Consider the following 20,002-nt stretch of genomic DNA (forward strand, 5'->3'; position numbering starts at 1 on the left):
GGAAATGCCAGAACGTCCGATTAAAAAGAGCGCAAGTTTGCCATGTTGCGCACAAAATATGCACTGATATGCGCAAAAATCGTTGATTTTTGCAAAATAAAGTCGGGTTTTTGCGTTTTGTCGAGCATGGCTCAGGCAAGTGAGAGCAGGCGGCGGCCAATCTGCTCCAGTGGCAGTTCTTCATCTACGCCGCCGGCCAGCACGGCCTCCTTGGGCATGCCATACACGATGCAGGTATCCTTGTTCTGGGAGATGGTGAAAGCTCCGGCTTCGTGCATCTCACGCATACCGGTTGCTCCGTCGCGCCCCATGCCGGTGAGGATGATGCCGATGGCACTTTTGCCCACCACATTGGCGGCGGAGCGGAACAGCACGTCAACGGAAGGACGGTGGCGATTGACAGGTAGGCCTTGATTCAGGCTCACCACATAGTGGTTGCCCACCCGCTTGACCATCATGTGGGAATGGCCCGGCGCAATATATGCGTGGCCACGCTGGATGCGGTCACCTTCCTCTGCTTCCTTGACCGAGATCTTGCACAGCGAATCCAGGCGCTGGGCATAGGATTTGGTGAAACCTTCCGGCATGTGCTGGGTGACAAGTATGCCGGGCAGGCTGGTGGGCAGATTCAGCAGAACCGCCTTGATGGCTTCGGTGCCACCGGTTGAAGCACCGATGAAGATCAGCGGATCTCCATTGCCGATGGGGCGGGGCGTTGCAGGCAGGATCGCATCGGCGGTATAGCGCTCGGTCGGCGAGGGTAGGTTACGCCGGATCTTGGCAGCGGCGGCGGTACGGATTTTCTCGGCTATGAGGAGTGCATACTCTTCTAATCCGGTGCCAACGTTGGTGCGCGGCTTGCTGATGAAGTCTACCGCGCCCAGTTCGAGCGCACGCAAGGTGGTGTCGGAGCCACGCTCGGTCATGGTGGAGATCATCACCACGGGCATGGGGCGCAGCCGCATCAGGCGACCGAGAAAATCCAACCCATCCATCTTGGGCATTTCCACATCCAGCGTGAGTACGTCTGGATTCAGGCTGCGGATCATCTCGCGCGCAACCAGCGGATCGGGGGCTGCCCCCACTACTTCCAGATCGGGCTGACGATTGATGATCTCCGTGAGCAGATGCCGAATCAATGCAGAGTCATCAATGACCAGGACGCGGATTTTCGGGTTCATCAAAACAGCTCCACATCGCCTTCAATGCGTGTAACGCGTAGGCGATGTTCATATTCTCGTTCTCGATCGACAATCGTATTGTTGTGCACAGAGCGCAATTTTTTAAGTAGCACACGCCCTGTTTTGGGGAAGTAATATACCTTGCGTGGGTAAATGTCCAGCAGATCACTGGCGAGTACCCGGATGCCCTCTGTATTGAGGTAACGCATTACGAATTCGGCATTGCGCTCACCTACCGTGGTGGTGGTGAAACCGCGCAGCACCAAGCCGCCACCGAAGACCTTGGCTTCCAGATTGGGGCGTTCCGCGCCCAGGCCGATGAGCTTGTTGATGAGGAGTTCCATGGCGAATGCGCCATACCGGGCGGATTGCGACACGCCTTCTGCCGCCTCATCACCCGGCAGCATAAAGTGGTTCATGCCGCCCACCCCGGCTTTGCGATCCCGGATGCACGCAGATACACAGGAGCCCAGTACCGTCACGATGACCATGTCACGCTGGGTGACATAGTATTCACCGGGCAGAATCTTGGCTGCCTCAATATCGTGTGTACGATCATAGTAGATCGTTGGAGAGATGTGGGGGGTATAGCCATCCTCATCCAGTTTGCTCACCACTGGGCCCCCGTTGTCGCTTTTTTTGTGTGCATGGGTGAGATGACTTCCGTGCTGTTTCATCACGCGTGGATGCAGATTGCATCACGCGGTGGCGGACGGGGCTTTGGCTATTCGCCCCGTCCAGAACAAGTTTTTAGAACTCATTCCATTCGTCTTCATCCGCAGCGGGTTTTACCCTGGCGGGTAGTTTGGGTGTGGCTTTGTGGGCAGCGGGTTTGCTGCGTGCAACGGGGTGTGCTGCGCTGCGTGTAATGACACTTGAGCCTTGGAAGCCACCTTGTTCCATCTTGAATACCGCAACAGCTTCGGCCAGATTGCGGGCCTGCCCCGAGAGGGAATCTGCCGCCGCAGCGGCTTCCTCCACCAGCGCGGCGTTTTGTTGGGTGACCTGATCCATCTGGGCGATGGCCTGGTTGACCTGCTCGATCCCCGCGCTTTGTTCCAGTGAGGCCGACGAGATTTCACTGATGATGCCGGTGACGCGTTTAACCGAGCCGACGATATCTTCCATCGTATGCCCGGCTTCTTCCACCAGCCGGGTGCCGTTGCTGACCTTTTCAACCGAATCATTGATCAGCGATTTGATCTCTTTGGCGGCGGCTGCCGAGCGCTGTGCCAGGTTGCGGACCTCTCCGGCCACCACGGCAAAGCCACGCCCCTGTTCGCCTGCACGTGCGGCTTCCACGGCTGCGTTCAGGGCCAGGATATTCGTCTGGAAGGCGATGCCGTCGATTACCGAGATGATCTCCACGATCTTGCGCGAAGCGTCGTTGATACCCGTCATGGTGAGCACGACATTGCCCACCACATCGCCGCCCTTGCCAGCGATTTCGGAGGCGCCCAATGCCAGTTGATTGGCCTGATTGGCATTTTCGGCATTCTGTTTGACGGTGGCGGTCAGTTCTTCAATGCTTGAAGCGGTTTCCTCAAGATTGGATGCCTGCTCCTCTGTACGCTGTGACAAATCCGCATTACCTGCAGCGATTTCCTGGGCCGCCGTGTTGATGGTGTCGACCGACACCTTGATCTGCTGCACCAGCTCTTTGAGGTTGGCTACTGTTGCGTTGATGCCGTTGCGCACTTCACCAAATGTGCCAGGGTATTCATGCTCAATGGATTGGGTCAGGTCTCCTTTGGCCAGTGCGTTGGCCACGCGGAGCACATCTTTCAGACCGGTTTCGGTGACATCGGAGAGTTGGTTCAGCCCCGAGCCGATCTCCTGATTGAATCCGGTTTTACCCGTCAAGGGGATTTTTTTGCTGAAATCTCCGGCCAATGCAGCATTAACGGTGTTCTGGATTTCTTCAACCGTATGCTTGAGTGCGATTTGCATGTTCTTCATTGACGCGAGCAGGCTGGTGTTGTCGTTATGCTTGATCTGGATATTTTCCGACAGATCTCCCTCAGCAATCCGCTTGACGACGTTAGCGGCATAGGTGGGTTCCCCGCCCAGCTGCTTGCTGATGTTGCGAATGATCAGCGCTGCCAGCAAGGTGGCAGCCAATGCCGCGATAATCGTGACGGTGACAATCAGGGTGGTTGTCGAGCTGACTTCCACGGCTGTATCCGCCCCTGTTTGTTTCATGAGTTCCGTTTGATGATCAATGAGTTTTTGGATGGAGTCAAAGTAGGTGACACGCACGGGAACCACTTTACTGTTCAGGAATTCGACTGCCTTGTCACGATCACCTGAAATGGCAATTTTCAAAAAATCATCCATTGTGGTGGTATAGATTTTGCGATTGTCCATGAGCTTGGACAACAGCATTCGCCCCTCGTTGGACTTGACCATGGTGTCAAGTTTCTCAAGCGATTTTGCGGTTTGAGTACGGACGTCTGTAATTTCGTCCGAAGATTTCTTGATGGCATTGGTATCGCGTGTCAAGGCGATGTCACGTGCCAGAATGGCGACCCTGTTGTTGCCGTCAATGATCTCTCCCGCATAAAGCACTTTCGGGAATTTGTCGTTGATCAGACCATCGATTTCGCCACGCAACGAAGACAGACGCAAAATACCGATGCTGGAAATAATCAGCAAGAGAATGACAATTGAGCCAAACCCCAGGCCAAGCCGGACGGCAAGTCTCATGTTGGATGCATGCATGGTGTACCTCCTGTTTGATTGCTTGCGCAGAATCGCCGACTCAAGCAGTTGTTTCTTCCATCAGTTCCATATCGCGGCTACTAATGAGTTTTTCGATATCCATCAAAATAATCATGCGTTGATCCACGGTGCCCAACCCGATGATGTAACGCGTGTCGAGTGCGGCACCAAATTCCGGCGCGTCACGAATCTGTTCCGGCGGCAGGGCGATCACATCCGAGACGCCGTCTACAACGATGCCGACGACACGCCCCAGCACATTGAGGATAATGACAACGGTGAATTGATCGTAGCTGGCTTGCCCAACGCTGAATTTGATGCGCATGTCGACAATTGGCACGATGACCCCGCGCAGATTGATCACTCCTTTGATGAATTCCGGGGCGTTTGCGATAGCGGTAACTGCATCGTATCCACGGATTTCCTGTACTTTTAATATATCAACGGCATATTCTTCAGCCCCCAGCGTAAAGGTCAGGTACTGGGCTGCACCCGCCACGATTGCGTTGGCTTCGGCGATGCTGCGGGTTTCGGCAGTGTCGTTCATGGAATGCTCCTTGCACAGTTACCTGCGCCCCAGTTGAATCAGACTGGGGATGTCCAAAATGAAGGCGACCCGGCCATCCCCCATGATGGTTGCGCCTGACGCGCCGGGCACCTTTCTGTAGTTGGTTTCCAGGCTCTTGATCACAACCTGATGCTGGCCGAGTAACTGGTCGACAAACAGTGCCGCACGCCCGTCTTCCAGTTCCAGAATGATGACAATGCCCTGAGTCGGGTCCGTTGTTTGCGGCTGGATCTTGAAAATCTCATAGAGTGCGAGCAGGGGTAGGTATTCGCCACGCACATGAATAACGCGGCCCTTGCCGGAGATCGTGGAAATCTCGCTGGCCTGTGGCTGGAGCGATTCGACGATCAGGTTCAGCGGCAGGATGAAGACCTGTGTGCCCACACCAATGTACATGCCATCCAGGATGGCGAGTGTGAGTGGCAGGCGAATCGTGATGCGGGTTCCGAATCCGGGGGCTGAATTCAACTCCACGCGCCCGCCCATGCTTTCGATATTGCGCTTGACCACGTCCATGCCTACACCACGGCCAGAGATATCCGTGACGATGGCGGCTGTCGAGAAACCGGGGGCAAAGATGAGTTGCCAGACATCGTGATCGGCCGCATCGTCCGCAATGGCAATTCCTCGCTCACGTGCCTTGGCGATGATGCGTGCGCGATCCAGCCCCGCACCATCGTCGATGACTTCCACGATGATGTTGCCGCCCTGTTGCGAGGCTTCCAACGTCAATGTGCCTTTGGCATTCTTGCCTGCAGCGGTGCGTACTTCGGGTGTTTCGATGCCGTGATCCAGACTGTTGCGTACCAAATGGGTCAGCGGGTCGGCCAGTTTTTCGATGACGCCCTTGTCCAGCTCCGTATGTTCGCCAACGAGCCGTAGCTCCACCTGCTTGCCAAATTTGTTGGCCAGGTCACGTACCATACGGGGGAAACGGCTGAACACGAAGCTGATCGGCAGCATCCGGATGGACATCACCGCCTCTTGCAGATTGCGGCTGTCCCGCTCCAGTTGAACCATACCGTTGAACAGTTTTTCGTTCTGCACCGGGTCCAGTTCCGACACGGTTTGGGCTAGCATGGCCTGCGTGATCACCAGTTCGCCCACCAGATTGATGAGCTGGTCAACCTTCTCAATATTCACCCGGATGGAGGATTCATTGTCCTTGTCGGCAGTGCGCCGGGTGGGGGGCTCTTTGGCCGCAGGTGTGAGCGTTGCGGGTGAGGGGGCCGGATCGGTTCCCAGGCCTGTTGGTGTGTGCGCGGTCGGTGAGGTGAAAAAGCCATAGCCCTGTTCGTCACCGCTACTGTTGGGGGCCGGAGGCGCTGGATCGGTGAAGAAGCCAAAGCCTTCGTCTTCAGGCGCACTGGCTGTTTGTAGTGAGCTGATTGCGGGGGCAGGGGACAGCGATTGCTCAGCGGAGGGCTGGATTGCGCGAATGTCATAACGCTCCGGCTGCATGATGAAAGCGAAGATTCCCTCGATTTCTTGGCGTGTGGCATGGCCGTGCAACTCAAAGCAGTGTTCGGTAGCGGGTGCGTCCCCTGCGGGCTCCAGATCTTTGATGCTTCCGAGATATTCCAACTCGCTGCGCAGGGCCTCCTGCACTTCCGTGGAAAGACCTTTGAAGTCGCAGCGGAGCAGCCAACTGCGTGTGCCGTCAGCCTGAATGCAGGCGTCATCCGGCACAGGGTTGGGTTCGACGCTGAATGTGCCACGGCTCTGGAGCAGGGCGCTAAGCGTGAGCTTGATGGCTTGCGCATCTTCGGTCGGAACCTCCACACCATCACGATGCCCTTGCAATTGTTTGCCGATCACGTCTCCCGCGTGCAGGCAGGCTTCGACAATTTCGTTGTTGAGCGCGATCTCATGGTTGCGTACCTGATCCAGCAGGGATTCCAGTACGTGGGTCAGATCGGCCATGTCGGAGAAACCAAAAGTGCCCGCGCCTCCCTTGATGGAGTGTGCGGCACGGAAGATGGCGTTCAGGTCATCGCTGCTGGGGGCCGTTAGGTCGGCCGACAGCAGGATGTGTTCCATCTCTTCCAGGTGCTCCTGAGTCTCGTCGAAAAAGGCTTGATGGAACTGACTGAGGTCAATGTCCTTCATTCCCGGAATACCTTGCCAATGACTTCTAGCAATTTGGTGGGATTGAAGGGTTTTACCATCCAGCCTGTTGCGCCTACGGCGCGCCCCTGTGTTTTCATGGCTTCGCTGCTCTCGGTAGTGAGAACCAGGATCGGGGTGCTGTGGTATTCAGGCAGTGCTCTCAGGGTTTTGATGAGCGTGAAGCCATCCATCTTGGGCATGTTCTGATCAGTGAGGATCAGGTCGAATTTCTCGGCACGCGCCTTGGCTACACCTTCTGCACCATCGGCAGCCTCCACAACGGTGTGGCCTTCGCTTTTGAGCGTGAAAGCAACCATTTGGCGAATGGAGGGCGAATCGTCAACGGCAAGAATCTTACGAGCCATGAATGTGCTCCCCAGGTGTCGTCGTGGTGGGGTTGATCCCCTCACCCATTTGCGTGGTTGGCTATATTGAAAAAGCGACAAGACAGACGTGTCTGCGTACTCTGCATTGTCGGATGCAGGTGCAGTGCATGAGGGATCGCCGCCCGAATGTGTATAACGGACGGGATGTTTGATGGCTTCAGTGCCCATAAGGGCCAGATTTGCAACGCGCAAAACCCCATCAAGCATAGGGCCTCGCATGTTGCCATGCGAGGCCCTATGGAATCAGTGCGACAGGGGGTGCTCAGCCTTCCTGAATACGTTGGGCAATGTGGCCCAGCGCCTCTTCCACCTGATCGACCAGAATCAGGCACAGGTCCCCTGCCTGCAGGCGCCCCAGTGCGGTATCGATGGCGACGAATTCGCCCCGAATTTCCTCAATCTGGTGTGTACGCGAAGCGTTTTGCAGCCCTTCGCGCAGCAAGGCGATGACTTCACCATCGGCCCGGCCACGTTGACACGCATCCTGGTAGAGAATGACTTCGTCAAAGGCTTTACCCAGAATTTCCGTCTGCTGACGAATGTCCTCATCGCGCCGGTCGCCTGCGCCACTGATGACGACCGAGCGACGCTTGGCCGGCATGGCTTCCACCGCCTGGACCAGGGCCTGCATGGCATCCGGGTTGTGGCCGTAGTCAGCAATCAGGGTGGCTCCACGATAGTCCATCACGTTGAAGCGCCCAGGGGCGTTGTCCGAATCGTTGCGGAAACTGGAAAGGCCCTTGAGGATCGTGTCCCGATCAAAACCCAGCGCCCAGGCGGCGGCTACCGACGCCATGGCGTTATCGACCTGGAAGCTGATGGTTCCACTACGGGTCAAGGGCACTTGGGCCAGCGGCAGCGTGAACCGCGTATTGCCTTGCACGCAGACGATTTCCCCGTTCTCGACATAGACCACGCGTTGGCCTTGGGCACGATGGGTCGCCATCACCGGGTGGTGGCGGTCTGCAGTGAAGAAAGTGATCTCGCCAGGGCAGTTTTCAGCCATTCCGGCCACGATGGGGTCAGCCGCGTTCAAAACAGCCATCCCGCTCGCTGTAACGTTCTGCACGATCACCCGCTTGAGCACAGCCAGATCTTCCAGCGTGGTGATGTAGTTCAGGCCGAGGTGGTCGCCCATCCCGATATTGGTGACCACGGCCACCTTGCAGCGGTCAAAGGCCAAGCCTTCACGGAGCAGGCCCCCACGGGCGGTTTCAAACACCGCCGCGTCTACTTCCGGGTGCATCAATACATTGCGGGCACTGCGTGGGCCGCTGCAATCGCCCGAGTCGGTACGCTTACCGTTGATGTAGACGCCATCGGTATTGGTCATGCCTACGCGCAGACCGCTAGTGACGATCAGGTGGGCAATCAGGCGCACCGTGGTCGTCTTGCCATTGGTACCGGTCACGGCAACCACGGGAATGCGTCCGTCATCTGCATTGGGGTACATGCTGGAAATGATGGCTTCGCCCACATTGCGACCCTTGCCAAAGGAGGGTGACAAATGCATACGCAGCCCCGGCGCGGCATTGACTTCAACGATGCCGCCGTTCTGTTCTTCCAGCGGACGCAGCACGCTGTCACACACCACGTCGACCCCGGCGATATCCAAGCCGATCATTTGCGCGGCAGCCACCGCCCGCATGGCAACGTCCGGGTGCACGTCATCGGTCACGTCCGTGGCGGTGCCGCCGGTCGACAGGTTGGCGTTGTTGCGCAACACCACGCGCTGGCCTTTCGGGGGAATGCTATCGGCATTCATGCCCTGTGCGTGCAGGCGGGCGAGTGCGATATCGTCAAAACGGATCTTGGTCAGCGACGTGGCATGGCCCACGCCCCGGCGCGGATCGCTGTTGACCTGATCGACCAGTTGCCGCACGGTGTGCACCCCATCGCCAATCACCAGGGGCGGGTCACGGCGGGCGGCTGCCACGACCTTGTTACCCACCACCAGCAGGCGGAAATCGTGGCCGGGCAGATAACGCTCGACCAGGATGTTGGAGCTGATCTCTTCGGCAGCCTTGTAGCCTGCCTCCAGTTGCTCACGGGTTTCGATGTTGACCGTTACCCCCTTGCCCTGGTTGCCATCTTGCGGCTTGACCACAACGGGCAGACCAATTTCGCAAGCGGCCTGCCAGGCATCTTCTACGCTGTCAGCCGGGCGTCCCTTCGGGACTGGCACTCCGGCGGCTTCGAGCAGAATCTTGGTCAGTTCCTTGTCCTGTGCGATGGATTCGGCAATCGCACTGGTGGTATCCATTTCTGCGGCCTGGATGCGGCGCTGCTTGCTGCCCCAGCCCAGCTGTACCAGACTGCCGGTGGTCAAGCGCCGGAACGGCAGGCCACGCACCACGGCGGCCTGCACAATGGAGCCGGTGGAGGGCCCCAGGCGCACGTCTTCGTCCAATTCGCGCAGACGGGCCTGCGCGGCGGCCAGATCAAAAGGCTTGTCTTCCAGCGCTGCCGCGAGCAGTTCCTGGGCCAGCGTCAGCGCCAGACGGCCAACTTCCTCTTCGCTGTATTCCACCACTACCTGATAGGTGCCTTCTTCAAACGTGGCCGAAGTGCGGCTGAAGGTCACCGGGCAGCCTGCCTGGGCCTGCAGGCCCAGGGTGGCGTATTCCAGGGCATGTGCCAGCGAGATCTGCTCGGCATGGCTGGCGGCCTGGATCAGCCCGATTTCGGGGAACAAGGCGCGCAGGCGGGATTCAAACCCTGGCAAGGATTGGATCGAACGCTCTGCTTCAGTGCAGGCAACTATGGCCTCTATGGCGGTATGGCGGCTCCAGAGGTTCGGGCCACGCAGGACGCGGATGCGAGAGACTTCCATCAAACAGATTCCTGTAAATGCACAAGTGCGAGGGGGGCCATCAGCGTACAGTTTGCTTGTAGAGCCGGGCATCGGGCGAGGATACCGCCTGGCTCAGTTCAAAGGTTTCCAAACCCGCGCGGATCAGGTCCACATCAATGCCCAGCGCCCAGGCTGCGGCCACGGCAATCAGCACGCTGGTTGCAAAATGCTCAGGCGCCCCCTTCTTGACCTGGGCCAATTTGGCCAGTGCGATCAGCTCATCCTCCTGCCCACCTTGTGTCAGCACTACTGTGTCATTGCGCAGCAGCACGGCACGACCACCTTGGCGGCAATGCTCAACCAGTGCCTCACCTTCGCCCAGGTGGCTGAAGAGCACGGTTTCACCGTCGCACAAATCGGCCATCTTGGCAATTTGTGGTTCATCTGCATTCAATACGGCTGCGCCGCTATCGAGTACCACATCAACCTGGGTACGCAGCACGTTGTAGCACTGCTCCGGGGTCTGGATGTAGTAGGGATGCAGGCTTTCGGCATCCGCCATGTCGGCGACCACACCAATCTGGCAACGGTCATAGGCCAACCCATCGCTCAGAATCTGGGTGCCACGATTCTCAAACACGGCGGCGCCAATGCTGCGGTTCATGAGCAGGCGTTGCTGCGCCGTCCAGTTGGCACAATCGTTCTTTTCCACCCGGCGGCGGTCCAGGAACATGCCATCACGGCAGGCCAGCCCCACATGCAGGCCAGAGAGATTCATCAGGCGGGCGATCAGGCGGGCCGCCACGGTTGTCCCCAGGCTACCCGCCACCCCCACGATGGGGATGCGCCCGGATTCGCCTTCGGGGAATAAGTGATTGACGATGGCCTGACCCACGGGGCGGGGTTTGCCGCCCGCAGGCTTCAGGTGCATCAGCAGCCCCGGGCCGGCGTTGACTTCGACAATCGCGCCACGCTGTTCTTCCAGCGGGCGGGAGATGTCTTCGGCCACCAGATCGATCCCTGCGATATCCAGGCCGATCACACGGGCGGCGAGGCTGACGGCTTCTGCCACCTCGGGGTGGACTTCGTCCGTAACGTCGATGGCCACGTTGCCATTGCGCTGGATCAGGGCACGTTGTCCGTCGGCCAGAACCGTCTCCGGGCGCATGCCCTGGCGGGTGAGTTCCAGCACCACGGCCTGATCTTCGTCGATCAGGATTCTATTCAGCGGGAAATCCTCGGTCAGACCACGGCGGGGGTCTGTGTTGATCTGCTGATCAATGAGTTCGCGCACGGTGGCTGTGCCGTTACCGCTGACCCAGGCTTCTTCGCCCTTGGCTGCGGCCACCATCTTGTAGCCCACCACCAGCAGGCGGTGTTCAGTACCACGGATGAAGCGTTCAACCATCACGTCGCTGCCTTCTGCGGCGGCAATGTGGAACGCGGCTTCAATGTCGGCCTGGGTGTTCAGGTCCAGCGATACGCCACGGCCATGGTTGGCGTCGGTGGGTTTGAGCACGACGGGCAGGCCGATGTCCTGCGCGGCTTCCCAAGCCTCATCAGGCGTGGTGACGATCTGGCCTTCGGGGATCGGGATGCCGCAGCTTGCCAGGAGCTGCTTGGTCAGGTCCTTGTCGCTGGCAATCCCTTCGGCAATCGCACTGGTGCGGTCGGTTTCGGCTGTCCAGATCCGGCGCAGGGTGTTGCCGTAACCCAGCTGCACGAGGTTACCGCTGGTCAGGCGGATCGAGGGGATGCGGCGGGCGGTGGCGGCATCCACAATGCACGCTGTGCTGGGGCCGAGGTGATGGTCGTCGACCATCTCGCGCAGCACGTAGATGGCGTTGGCAACGTCGAAACTGGTGTCATTGATGGCGGCCATCAGCAGTTGCCGACCATACTCAAAGGCGGCGCGGCAAACCTGCTCGTTGCGGGCACGCACGGCAACCTTGTACAGAGAATGTTCGCCCGGGGCCTGCCGCGTCTGGCCAAAGCCAGTCTGCATGCCTGCAAGGTTCTGCAATTCGATGACGATGTGTTCCAGGATGTGACCCGCCCAGGTCCCTTCCTGCAGGCGCTGGATGAAGCCGCCCCGTTCGCCAACCCCGCAATGATGCTCGATCAGGCCGGGCAGCCAGGTGGTCAGCCGCTCGTACAGGCCGGGTAGCTTGTTGGAGGGGTATTCTTCCAACTCCCCGATGTCCACCCAGACTTCAATGACTGGGCGGTAGGTCCAGATATTGGGCCCACGCAGGTAGGTGATCCGGCGAAACTCGATGTCTCGTTTGTTGTCCATGTTTCAATCTTCAACTGCTTGGGTCTGTCCACCCAGTGGGAGAGTCCGCCTCTTGGAAGCCGACCCTTCATCATCCTCTTGCTACAGATGATAAACAGGTTCTGAAATCCCATCCTGTATACTGCCTGACAAGTTGTGCGGGATTCATCACAAAAATGCCCGCCCGAGAATACCGTAAATAGCCCTTTTCCGGGGCAAGATTGATACAGAGTCCTGCTTGCGGGGCTTTCATCAGGGTCTGGGTATCCAATAAATGAGCAAGAATGTTTCTACGATAGAGCCGCTTCCAACCTCGCCTGTCAGCCTGCTGCCAGCAGGTCTGGGCCTGGAAATGCCTGCGGTGCTGCATGCAGAGGAAAACGTGTTGGCAGGGGTTGAAGTTGACCTCGACGCCCAACTGCATTTTGCCCCGAGTGGTTTGGTGTTGACCACCCAGCGCATCTTGAGCCGTGCTGCCGGGGCCTCCGACTGGCAGTCTTGGTCCCTGCATGCCGGGCTGAGCCTGGAGCATTTCGACCACGCCGGAGTGGCCACCCTTGAGCTGATGGATGCCCAATCCTGCCTTGCCTGTTGGCGCTATACCTTGGGGCAGAATCTGGCTGCACTACGCCTGATCAGCGAATTCGAGCAGCAGATCGATATTCTGAAAAATGGGCAGACGCCCGTGCGTGAGACTGAAGCCATCTGCGCCACCTGCAAGGCCCCGCTGCCACCGGGAGAGGACGAGTGCCCGATCTGCAACCGCGAACTCTACACCCCGCCTTCTACCTGGACGCTGTTCCGCCTCTGGCGCTTTGCCAGACCTTATCAGGGGCGCCTCTTGATCGGTTTTCTGCTGATGATGGGAGCGACTGCCGCCACACTGGTGTCGCCCTACCTCTACATGCCCCTGATGGACAATGTGCTGATCCCTTTCCAGAACGGCAAGCACATCGAGCCCACGACCGTGGCGACCTATCTGGGTGCCCTGTTTGCTGCAGCCCTGGTGTCATGGAGCCTGGGCTGGGCCAAGACCTATATCCTGGCGCTGGTGTCTGAGCGGATCAGTGCCGACTTGCGCACAACGACCTATGAACATTTGTTGCAGCTCTCGCTTGAATACTTCGGCGGCAAGCGTACCGGCGACCTGATGGCGCGAATCGGCTCGGAGTCTGACCGCATCAGCGTCTTCCTCTCGCTGCATGCGCTGGACTTCATCACCGATGTGCTCATGATCACCATGACGGCGGTGATCCTCTTCTCCATCAACCACTGGCTGGCGTTGGTGACGCTGCTGCCCCTGCCGGTGATCGCCTGGATGATCCACATCGTGCGGGACCGCCTGCGCACCGGCTTCGAGAAGATCGACCGGGTGTGGGGCGAAGTCACCAATGTGCTGGCTGATACCATCCCCGGCATCCGCGTGGTCAAGGCCTTTGCCCAGGAAAAGCGCGAGGCCCAGCGCTTCCGCGAGGCCAACCGCCACAATCTGGCGGTCAACGACAAGCTCAACCGCACGTGGTCGCTGTTCTCGCCCACCGTCACCCTGCTGACCGAAATCGGCCTGCTGGTGGTGTGGGCCTTTGGCGTGTGGCAGGTGTCGCGCAGCGACATTACTGTGGGGGTGCTCACGGCCTTCCTGGCCTATATCGGCCGCTTCTACGCCCGGCTGGATTCGATGAGCCGTATTGTTTCGGTGACGCAGAAGGCCGCCGCCGGCGCCAAGCGCATCTTTGACATTCTGGATCACGTCTCTAGCGTGCCGGAACCCACCAATCCGCAGCCCCTGCCGACTGTGCAAGGCAGCATCCAGTTGCGCGACATCGGTTTCCGCTATGGCAACCGTTCGGTGATCCGTGGGCTGTCGCTGGATATTCGCCCGGGCGAGATGATCGGTTTGGTGGGCCACAGCGGCTCAGGCAAGAGTACGCTCGTCAATCTGATCTGCCGCTTCTACGATGTGTCCGAAGGCGCCATCATGGTTGACGGCGTGGACATCCGTTCGGTGGCGGTGGCCGATTTTCGCCGCAACATCGGCCTGGTGCTGCAGGAACCCTTCCTGTTCTTCGGCACGATTGCCGAGAACATCGCCTATGGTCGTCCGGATGCCAGCCGTGAAGAGATCGTGGCTGCCGCCCGTGCTGCCCATGCGCACGAATTCATCCTGCGCCTGCCGCAGGGCTACGACTCGATTGTGGGTGAGCGCGGGCAGGGCCTCTCCGGTGGCGAGCGCCAGCGCATCTCGATTGCGCGGGCCTTGCTGATTGATCCGCGCATCCTGATCATGGATGAGGCGACTTCCGCCGTGGATACCGAAACCGAGAAGGAAATCCAGCGGGCGCTGGATAATCTTGTGAAAGGCCGCACTACCATCGCCATCGCCCACCGCCTGTCAACCTTGCGCAAGGCGGATCGTTTGGTGGTGATGGACAAGGGCCAGATTGTCGAAGTGGGCAACCATGACGAACTCATGGTCCGCGAGGGTGCATATTGGCGCTTGTATCAGGCGCAGTTGCGCAACGCCGAAAACGGACAACAGGAGGGGCAGGAGTGATGAGCGAGGCTTTGTCTTTTAATCTGCATCGCAACAGCTTTGGGCGCCTGATGCTGGTTGATGCGGATGGCGTGGAGCATGAAAACGTGTTGCCGGTGCGTGCCCATCCGATCACCGCGCCGCTTGAAGGGGTGTCCATCCTGAGTCAGGACGGGCACGAACTCATATGGATCGAGCATCTGGATACCTTGCTGCCCGAGCTGCGCCGCCTGCTGGAAGAAGCACTCGGGGCGCGTGAATTCATGCCGGAGATCGAGCGCCTGGAAAGTGTTTCCACCTTCGCTACCCCCAGTACCTGGCACGTGCACACCAATCGTGGTAGCACTCGTTTTGTCCTCAAGGGTGAAGAAGATATTCGGCGCCTGCCCGGTGGCATCTTGTTGATTGCTGATGCGCATGGCATCCAGTTCATGGTACGTGATGTGTTGGCGCTTGATCGCCACTCCCGCAAACTGTTGGATCGCTTCCTATGAAATATGGGTTATTTGCCCTGCTGCTGATCCACGCCGGGCTTGCCCAGGCGGGCGAACAGCTTGCCTGCCACTACACCTATGGTGGCGAGACGCAAACCGTATTCGCCAAGCCGGGCATCTCTCCCTACGAAGTGGCACCCGTGGCCGTGGGTTCCTACTTCCTGTTCCGGGTGGTTTTTGAAAGCCAGCCCAAGGAATTGGCGGCGGCCAAGATTTACACCTATGTCGATCTTTCCACCGGTCCGGCGCTTATCCATCAGGCAAGCTACCCCTATCCATCGGCCACCTCGGGCAAAGGGCAATATGGATTCACCGGGATGCAAAGTGTATATGAGCCGGTGCGCGACAGTGAATTGCAGTATTGGTGCGAGATGGTGAAATCATGAAAATGGCGTTTTGGCGCGGTGCAGTCACAATCGCTGCGCTGCTGTGTTGCCAGTGGGCGGGTGCGCAAAGTGTGCGCCTGATCTTCGCAGGGGATCTGATGCTTGACGACGGCCCTGGCAGGGTTGTGGCGGCAGGGGGGGACCCCTTGAGTGATGTGGCCCCCATCCTTGCAGATGCTGATTTCCGCATTGCCAATCTGGAGACCCCGGTGGCGACCAGGGGCGAGGCCAATGCCAATAAGATTTACACCTTCCGCGCCGTACCCAGGGTACTCTCGATTGTGAAGGGGCGCTTTGATGCGGTGTCGGTTGCCAACAACCATTCTGGCGATTTTGGCCATGCGGCCTTTGTGGAAACCCTGCAACTGCTTGATGCTAATGGGATCGCCCGTTTTGGCGGCGGGCTGAATCTGAAGGAGGCGCATGCGCCTTTGTGGATCAGGAAGAATGGTTTGAAAATCGCCGTACTTGGTTACAACGAATTCAAACCGCGCAGTTTCGAAGCCGGTGCCAACTGGCCCGGCGTGGCCTGGAGCGAAGACAGCCAGGTGGTGGCGGATATCCAGGCTGCGCGTGCAGCTGGCGCTGATCTGGTGATCCCCTTTATGCATTGGGGCTGGGAGCGCGAGCCGGAGCCTAGCCCACGCCAGCGCCAGCTTGCCCGCCTGATGATCGACAAGGGGGCTGACATGGTGGTAGGCGGGCATCCGCACGTCACGCAAGGCACTGAAATCTATCACGGCAAGCCCATTATCTATAGCCTGGGCAACTTCGTTTTTGACGGGTTTGAACTCCCCGCCGCCAAGGTGGGTTGGATACTGCGGGTACGGCTCGACAAAAAGGGTGTAGTCGCTTGGGATCTGAAAGAGGTACACATGGATGAAGACGGTGTGCCTCACCCTGCTCAAGCGAGCTTACCCGGCGGTGGGCGTAAGTCAGACGGTAATCTTGCCGTGTATTGAAACCCGGCAGGGGGTTCCTTGCTTGCCAATGCGTGTCCGCACGGTAAGATGCTGAACAGATTCTGGGTGGGGCAATTTTCTTTCTGGAGGGCTGGCATATGAGCATGAACCCTGTGATTGCCCTGCTTGGGCGCAGGTTGCGGCTGGCGGTTATCGGAGGTGGGCCGGGTTCCTTCATCGGTGCCATGCACAGGATGGCGGCGCAACTGGATAACCGCTATGAGTTGGTTGCCGCTGCTTTGTCCTCCAACCCGGAAAGGGCGCTTGCGGCAGGGCTGGAGCTTGGTCTGGCGGCCGACCGCGTGTATGGCTCTGGTGAAGCCCTGCTGGATGGCGAGCATTTGCACCCGCAGGGGGCGGATGTCGTTGCGATCATGACGCCCAACGACAGCCATTTTGCGCTTGCCAGCGCGGCTCTTGAACGCGGGTTTGATGTGATCTGCGACAAGCCCATGACCAACACCCTGGATGAAGCCGAGCATCTGCTGGCCACGGTGAAGGCCACCGGGCAGGTGTTCTGCCTCACCCACAACTACACCGGCTATCCCATGGTGCGCCAGGCCAAGGCCATGATTGCGGCAGGCGAACTGGGGACGATCCGGTTAGTGCAGGTGGAATATGTGCAGGGCGGTAATGCCGAAGGCGTACCCGTCAAACCCGGTGCATGGCGGCACGACCCGCTCAAGGGCGGGCCATCGCTGGTGCTGGGGGATATTGGCTCCCATGCCCATAACCTGTTGCGCTTCATGACCGGGCTGGAAGTTGCAGAGCTTGCTGCCGAGGTCGGGGCCATTGTGCCTGGGCGCATGGTGCATGATTATGCAGGCGCCTTACTGCGCTTGAGCAATGGGGCGCGTGGCAATTTTTGGGTGACTCAGGCCGCTGCCGGGGTAGAGAATTGCCTGCGCATCCGCGTGAGTGGCTCATTGGGCAGCCTAGAATGGGAACAGGAGCACCCCCAGGTGCTCCATTTCAAGCCGCAGACTGGCCCCGCGCAGATCCGCACCCCCAATGGGCCGGGCACTTTACCCTTGGCGGCGCGATCCTCTCGCATCGTGAAGGGGCATCCCGAGGGCTTCCCCGAAGCTTTTGCCAATCTTTACTCCGATGCGGCCGAGGCGATTGCGGCCCGGCGTGCCCAGGTGAAGCCCGACCCCTTGGCCTTGTTCTTCCCGAATGCAACAGATGGGTTGGCCGGGGTGCGATTTGTGGCCGCCATGATGGAATCGGCCACGGCCAACGGTGCCTGGGTGATGCTTGACTGACACTTGGCAGGTGGCAGACAGAGCATTGTCGGCTAATATCCCGGGACTGGCTCTAAAAACCATTCTCTGGGGTAGCTAATGACAAAGAAAAGAATCCTGTTGCTGAGCGTCTCTGCCGGGGCAGGGCATATGCGGGCGGCTGAGGCGATCCGTGCGCACGCCGCCATGCATGGTGAAGACTTGGTGGTCACCCATCTGGATGCAATGGATTACGTCTCTGGCGGTTTTCGCAAGCTCTATGCGGATTACTACATCACGCTGGTTAACAAGTTGCCTGCCGTATGGGGTTATCTCTATCAGGTCACCAATGACGCGATGCCTGACAGCCCCATGCAGAAGCTGCGCCGTGCGATCGAACGCCTAAGCACACGGGAGCTGCGCAAGGAAATTAAGGCGTTTGAGCCTGATGCCATTATCTGCACCCACTTTCTACCTGCTGAAATGCTCTCGCGCATGATTCGCAAGGGCAAAATCGATTGCCCCGTGTGGGTGCAGGTAACAGACTTCGATCTACATCGCATGTGGGTGCAGGATCATATAGCAGGGTATTTTGCTGCCAATGAAGAAGTGGCCTTCCGCATGCGCGCCCAAGGGATTCCGGCGGAAAACATTCATGTCACCGGCATTCCAATCATGCCCGCCTTTGGCCAGGCGCTTGATCGCAAGGCCTGTGCTGCCGAATACGGGCTGGACCCGGCGCGCCCCACGGTATTGCTGATGGGCGGTGGCGCCGGTTTGGGGAGCTTGGATGCCGTGGCAGAACGCCTGTTGAGCGTAGCAGGGGATTATCAGCTCATTGCACTGGCCGGCAAGAACAAGGCCGCGCTGGAAGCCTTACAGGGGCTCACCGCACGCTATCCTGGCCGTCTCTTCCCCCAAGGTTTTACCAACAAGGTCGAACACCTGATGGCCTGTGCCGATCTGGTGATTACCAAGCCGGGCGGGCTGACCGCATCGGAGTGTCTGGCCGTGGGGTTGCCGATGATTGTCAATTCCCCCATTCCTGGGCAGGAAGAGCGCAACGCAGACTTCCTGCTTGAGCAGGGGGCGGCGCTGAAGGCTTGCGACCCGGTGACCCTGGAATACCGTGTCCTCTATCTGCTTGGCAACCCGGCACGGCTGGCTGAAATGCGTGCCAAGGCCCGCGCCTTGGGGCGTCCTGATGCGGCTGCCCAAGTGCTGGCCCGGGTATTGGCATGATCATTCTGGCAAGGAGCTGAAGTGGATTCCGGTTTTCGTTTTGGTCGTCTCGTATTGATGCTGGCCTGGGTCGTGTTGCTGAGCTATTTCTTTGCTCAGGTGGAAATCCAGATCGAGGGAGGCGTTGGTTGGGCGGGGAATTTGCCGACGTGGCGGATTGAAAAGCACTGGCTGCTGGATATCTTCTGGGGCGGGCGTGCCATGACGGGGTATCACGCCTGGGTATTCTCCTTTATGGCGCTGATCTTCCATTTCCCCTTGGCTGCCTATGGGCAGTGGTCGTGGCGTGCCGAATGCCGGGTGATTGCCTGCATCCAGATTTTCTGGATTGTGGAAGATTACCTATGGTTCGTGTGCAACCCCGCCTATGGGGTGGATCGCTTTGTGCCTGCCAATGTACCCTGGCATAAACACTGGCTGCTTGGAGCGCCTACGGATTATTGGACCTTCCTGCTCTGCGCTGCCGTGTTATTGGTTTTGTCATATAAAAGGAAACGTGAGCAGCTATGGTTTCATCCCTGAGTTTGTTTGTGGGCCGCGCGGGCCGTATCTTCGCCATTTGCCTGTTGGCCGCCGCTTCCCTGTGCGTGCAGGCGGCAGAGCCTGTACGCAAGCCGGAGTGGGCGACGCCGATTGCGACGACGCAAAATCTGTATCAGGTCACCCCGAGCTTTTATCGCAGCGCCAAACTCAGCACTGAAAGCCTCGCCACCCTGCACAAGCTGGGTATTCGCACTGTAGTGAGTCTGCGTGCATTCCATACGGATAACGAGGTGCTCGACAAGAGTGGCATCCGCATGGTGCGCATCCCCATCTATACCTGGGACATCGATGACAAGGACGTGATAGCGGCACTGCGTGCCATCCATCAAGCCGAAGCCGAGGGCCCGGTGTTGTTGCACTGCCTGCATGGGGCCGACCGTACCGGGCTGGTCACTGCAATGTACCGCATCGTCTATCAGGGTTGGAGCCGCGAACAGGCGCTTGATGAGCTGGAACATGGTGGCTATGGCTATCATGCCATCTGGAAGAACATCCCCAAGTACCTGAAGAATGTGGATGTGGAACGCATCAGGCAGGCTGTGCAAGCATCGGATGAGTCAGATATTCAGGCTACTCATTGATTTG

The 20,002-nt window shown here is 58.7% G+C and carries 16 protein-coding genes; 8 read left to right on the forward strand and 8 right to left on the reverse strand.

Features of this window, described 5'->3' with window-relative positions; genetic code table 11:
* Nucleotides 1-131 precede the first annotated feature (131 nt).
* From B145_RS0103485 to B145_RS0103520, 8 genes are all read right to left on the reverse strand, one after another.
* Entirely contained in the window at nucleotides 132-1,181 is a 1,050-nt protein-coding gene (locus B145_RS0103485) for a protein-glutamate methylesterase/protein-glutamine glutaminase (RefSeq protein ID WP_018605207.1), read from the reverse strand.
* Nucleotides 1,181-1,795, reverse strand: coding sequence for a chemoreceptor glutamine deamidase CheD (gene cheD / locus B145_RS0103490; RefSeq protein WP_033406252.1), 615 nt, complete (start codon nucleotides 1,793-1,795; stop codon nucleotides 1,181-1,183). The genes B145_RS0103485 and cheD overlap by 1 nt, the downstream gene beginning before the upstream one ends.
* Nucleotides 1,796-1,931: 136 nt before the next feature.
* Complete coding sequence (locus B145_RS29440; RefSeq protein ID WP_018605209.1) at nucleotides 1,932-3,902, reverse strand: methyl-accepting chemotaxis protein; 1,971 nt, start codon at nucleotides 3,900-3,902, stop codon at nucleotides 1,932-1,934.
* Nucleotides 3,903-3,942: 40 nt separating this feature from the next.
* A complete protein-coding gene (locus B145_RS0103500; protein WP_018605210.1) occupies nucleotides 3,943-4,449 on the reverse strand; it encodes a chemotaxis protein CheW in 507 nt (168 codons plus the stop codon).
* Between the two features lie 18 nt (nucleotides 4,450-4,467).
* Nucleotides 4,468-6,579: a chemotaxis protein CheW gene (locus B145_RS0103505; protein WP_018605211.1), complete on the reverse strand. Its 2,112-nt coding sequence runs from the start codon at nucleotides 6,577-6,579 to the stop codon at nucleotides 4,468-4,470.
* Complete coding sequence (locus B145_RS0103510) at nucleotides 6,576-6,944, reverse strand: response regulator (protein WP_018605212.1); 369 nt, start codon at nucleotides 6,942-6,944, stop codon at nucleotides 6,576-6,578. Before B145_RS0103510 ends, B145_RS0103505 begins: the two co-directional genes overlap by 4 nt.
* Before the next feature lie 283 nt (nucleotides 6,945-7,227).
* Nucleotides 7,228-9,798, reverse strand: coding sequence for a cyanophycin synthetase (gene cphA, locus B145_RS0103515; protein ID WP_018605213.1), 2,571 nt, complete (start codon nucleotides 9,796-9,798; stop codon nucleotides 7,228-7,230).
* 40 nt (nucleotides 9,799-9,838) lie between these two features.
* Nucleotides 9,839-12,055, reverse strand: a complete 2,217-nt coding sequence (locus B145_RS0103520) for a cyanophycin synthetase (RefSeq protein WP_018605214.1) — start codon at nucleotides 12,053-12,055, stop codon at nucleotides 9,839-9,841.
* A gap of 253 nt (nucleotides 12,056-12,308) precedes the next feature.
* Here B145_RS0103520 and B145_RS0103525 point away from each other — a divergent pair, with 253 nt between their 5' ends.
* The 8 genes from B145_RS0103525 to B145_RS24295 all read left to right on the forward strand — a co-directional run bounded on the left by B145_RS0103525 (nucleotide 12,309) and on the right by B145_RS24295 (nucleotide 19,998).
* On the forward strand, nucleotides 12,309-14,588 hold the full coding sequence (locus tag B145_RS0103525; protein ID WP_018605215.1) for a cyanophycin metabolism-associated ABC transporter: 2,280 nt from the start codon (nucleotides 12,309-12,311) through the stop codon (nucleotides 14,586-14,588).
* Entirely contained in the window at nucleotides 14,588-15,061 is a 474-nt protein-coding gene (locus B145_RS0103530) for a cyanophycin metabolism-associated DUF1854 family protein (protein ID WP_018605216.1), read from the forward strand. Before B145_RS0103525 ends, B145_RS0103530 begins: the two co-directional genes overlap by 1 nt.
* A complete protein-coding gene (locus tag B145_RS0103535; protein WP_018605217.1) occupies nucleotides 15,058-15,447 on the forward strand; it encodes a hypothetical protein in 390 nt (129 codons plus the stop codon). Before B145_RS0103530 ends, B145_RS0103535 begins: the two co-directional genes overlap by 4 nt.
* Entirely contained in the window at nucleotides 15,444-16,409 is a 966-nt protein-coding gene (locus B145_RS24290; protein ID WP_018605218.1) for a CapA family protein, read from the forward strand. The genes B145_RS0103535 and B145_RS24290 overlap by 4 nt, the downstream gene beginning before the upstream one ends.
* Nucleotides 16,410-16,507: 98 nt before the next feature.
* Complete coding sequence (locus B145_RS0103545) at nucleotides 16,508-17,674, forward strand: Gfo/Idh/MocA family protein (RefSeq protein ID WP_018605219.1); 1,167 nt, start codon at nucleotides 16,508-16,510, stop codon at nucleotides 17,672-17,674.
* A gap of 78 nt (nucleotides 17,675-17,752) precedes the next feature.
* The gene (locus B145_RS0103550) at nucleotides 17,753-18,874 is read left to right on the forward strand and encodes an MGDG synthase family glycosyltransferase (RefSeq protein ID WP_018605220.1); all 1,122 of its coding nucleotides are present in this window, start codon (nucleotides 17,753-17,755) and stop codon (nucleotides 18,872-18,874) included.
* A 21-nt stretch (nucleotides 18,875-18,895) separates the two neighbouring features.
* Nucleotides 18,896-19,396, forward strand: a complete 501-nt coding sequence (locus tag B145_RS0103555; protein ID WP_018605222.1) for a hypothetical protein — start codon at nucleotides 18,896-18,898, stop codon at nucleotides 19,394-19,396.
* Complete coding sequence (locus B145_RS24295; RefSeq protein ID WP_018605224.1) at nucleotides 19,381-19,998, forward strand: dual specificity protein phosphatase family protein; 618 nt, start codon at nucleotides 19,381-19,383, stop codon at nucleotides 19,996-19,998. Before B145_RS0103555 ends, B145_RS24295 begins: the two co-directional genes overlap by 16 nt.
* Nucleotides 19,999-20,002: the final 4 nt, after the last annotated feature.

Source organism: Uliginosibacterium gangwonense DSM 18521, from assembly GCF_000373965.1.
In the GTDB taxonomy this organism is placed as follows: Bacteria; Pseudomonadota; Gammaproteobacteria; order Burkholderiales; family Rhodocyclaceae; genus Uliginosibacterium; species Uliginosibacterium gangwonense.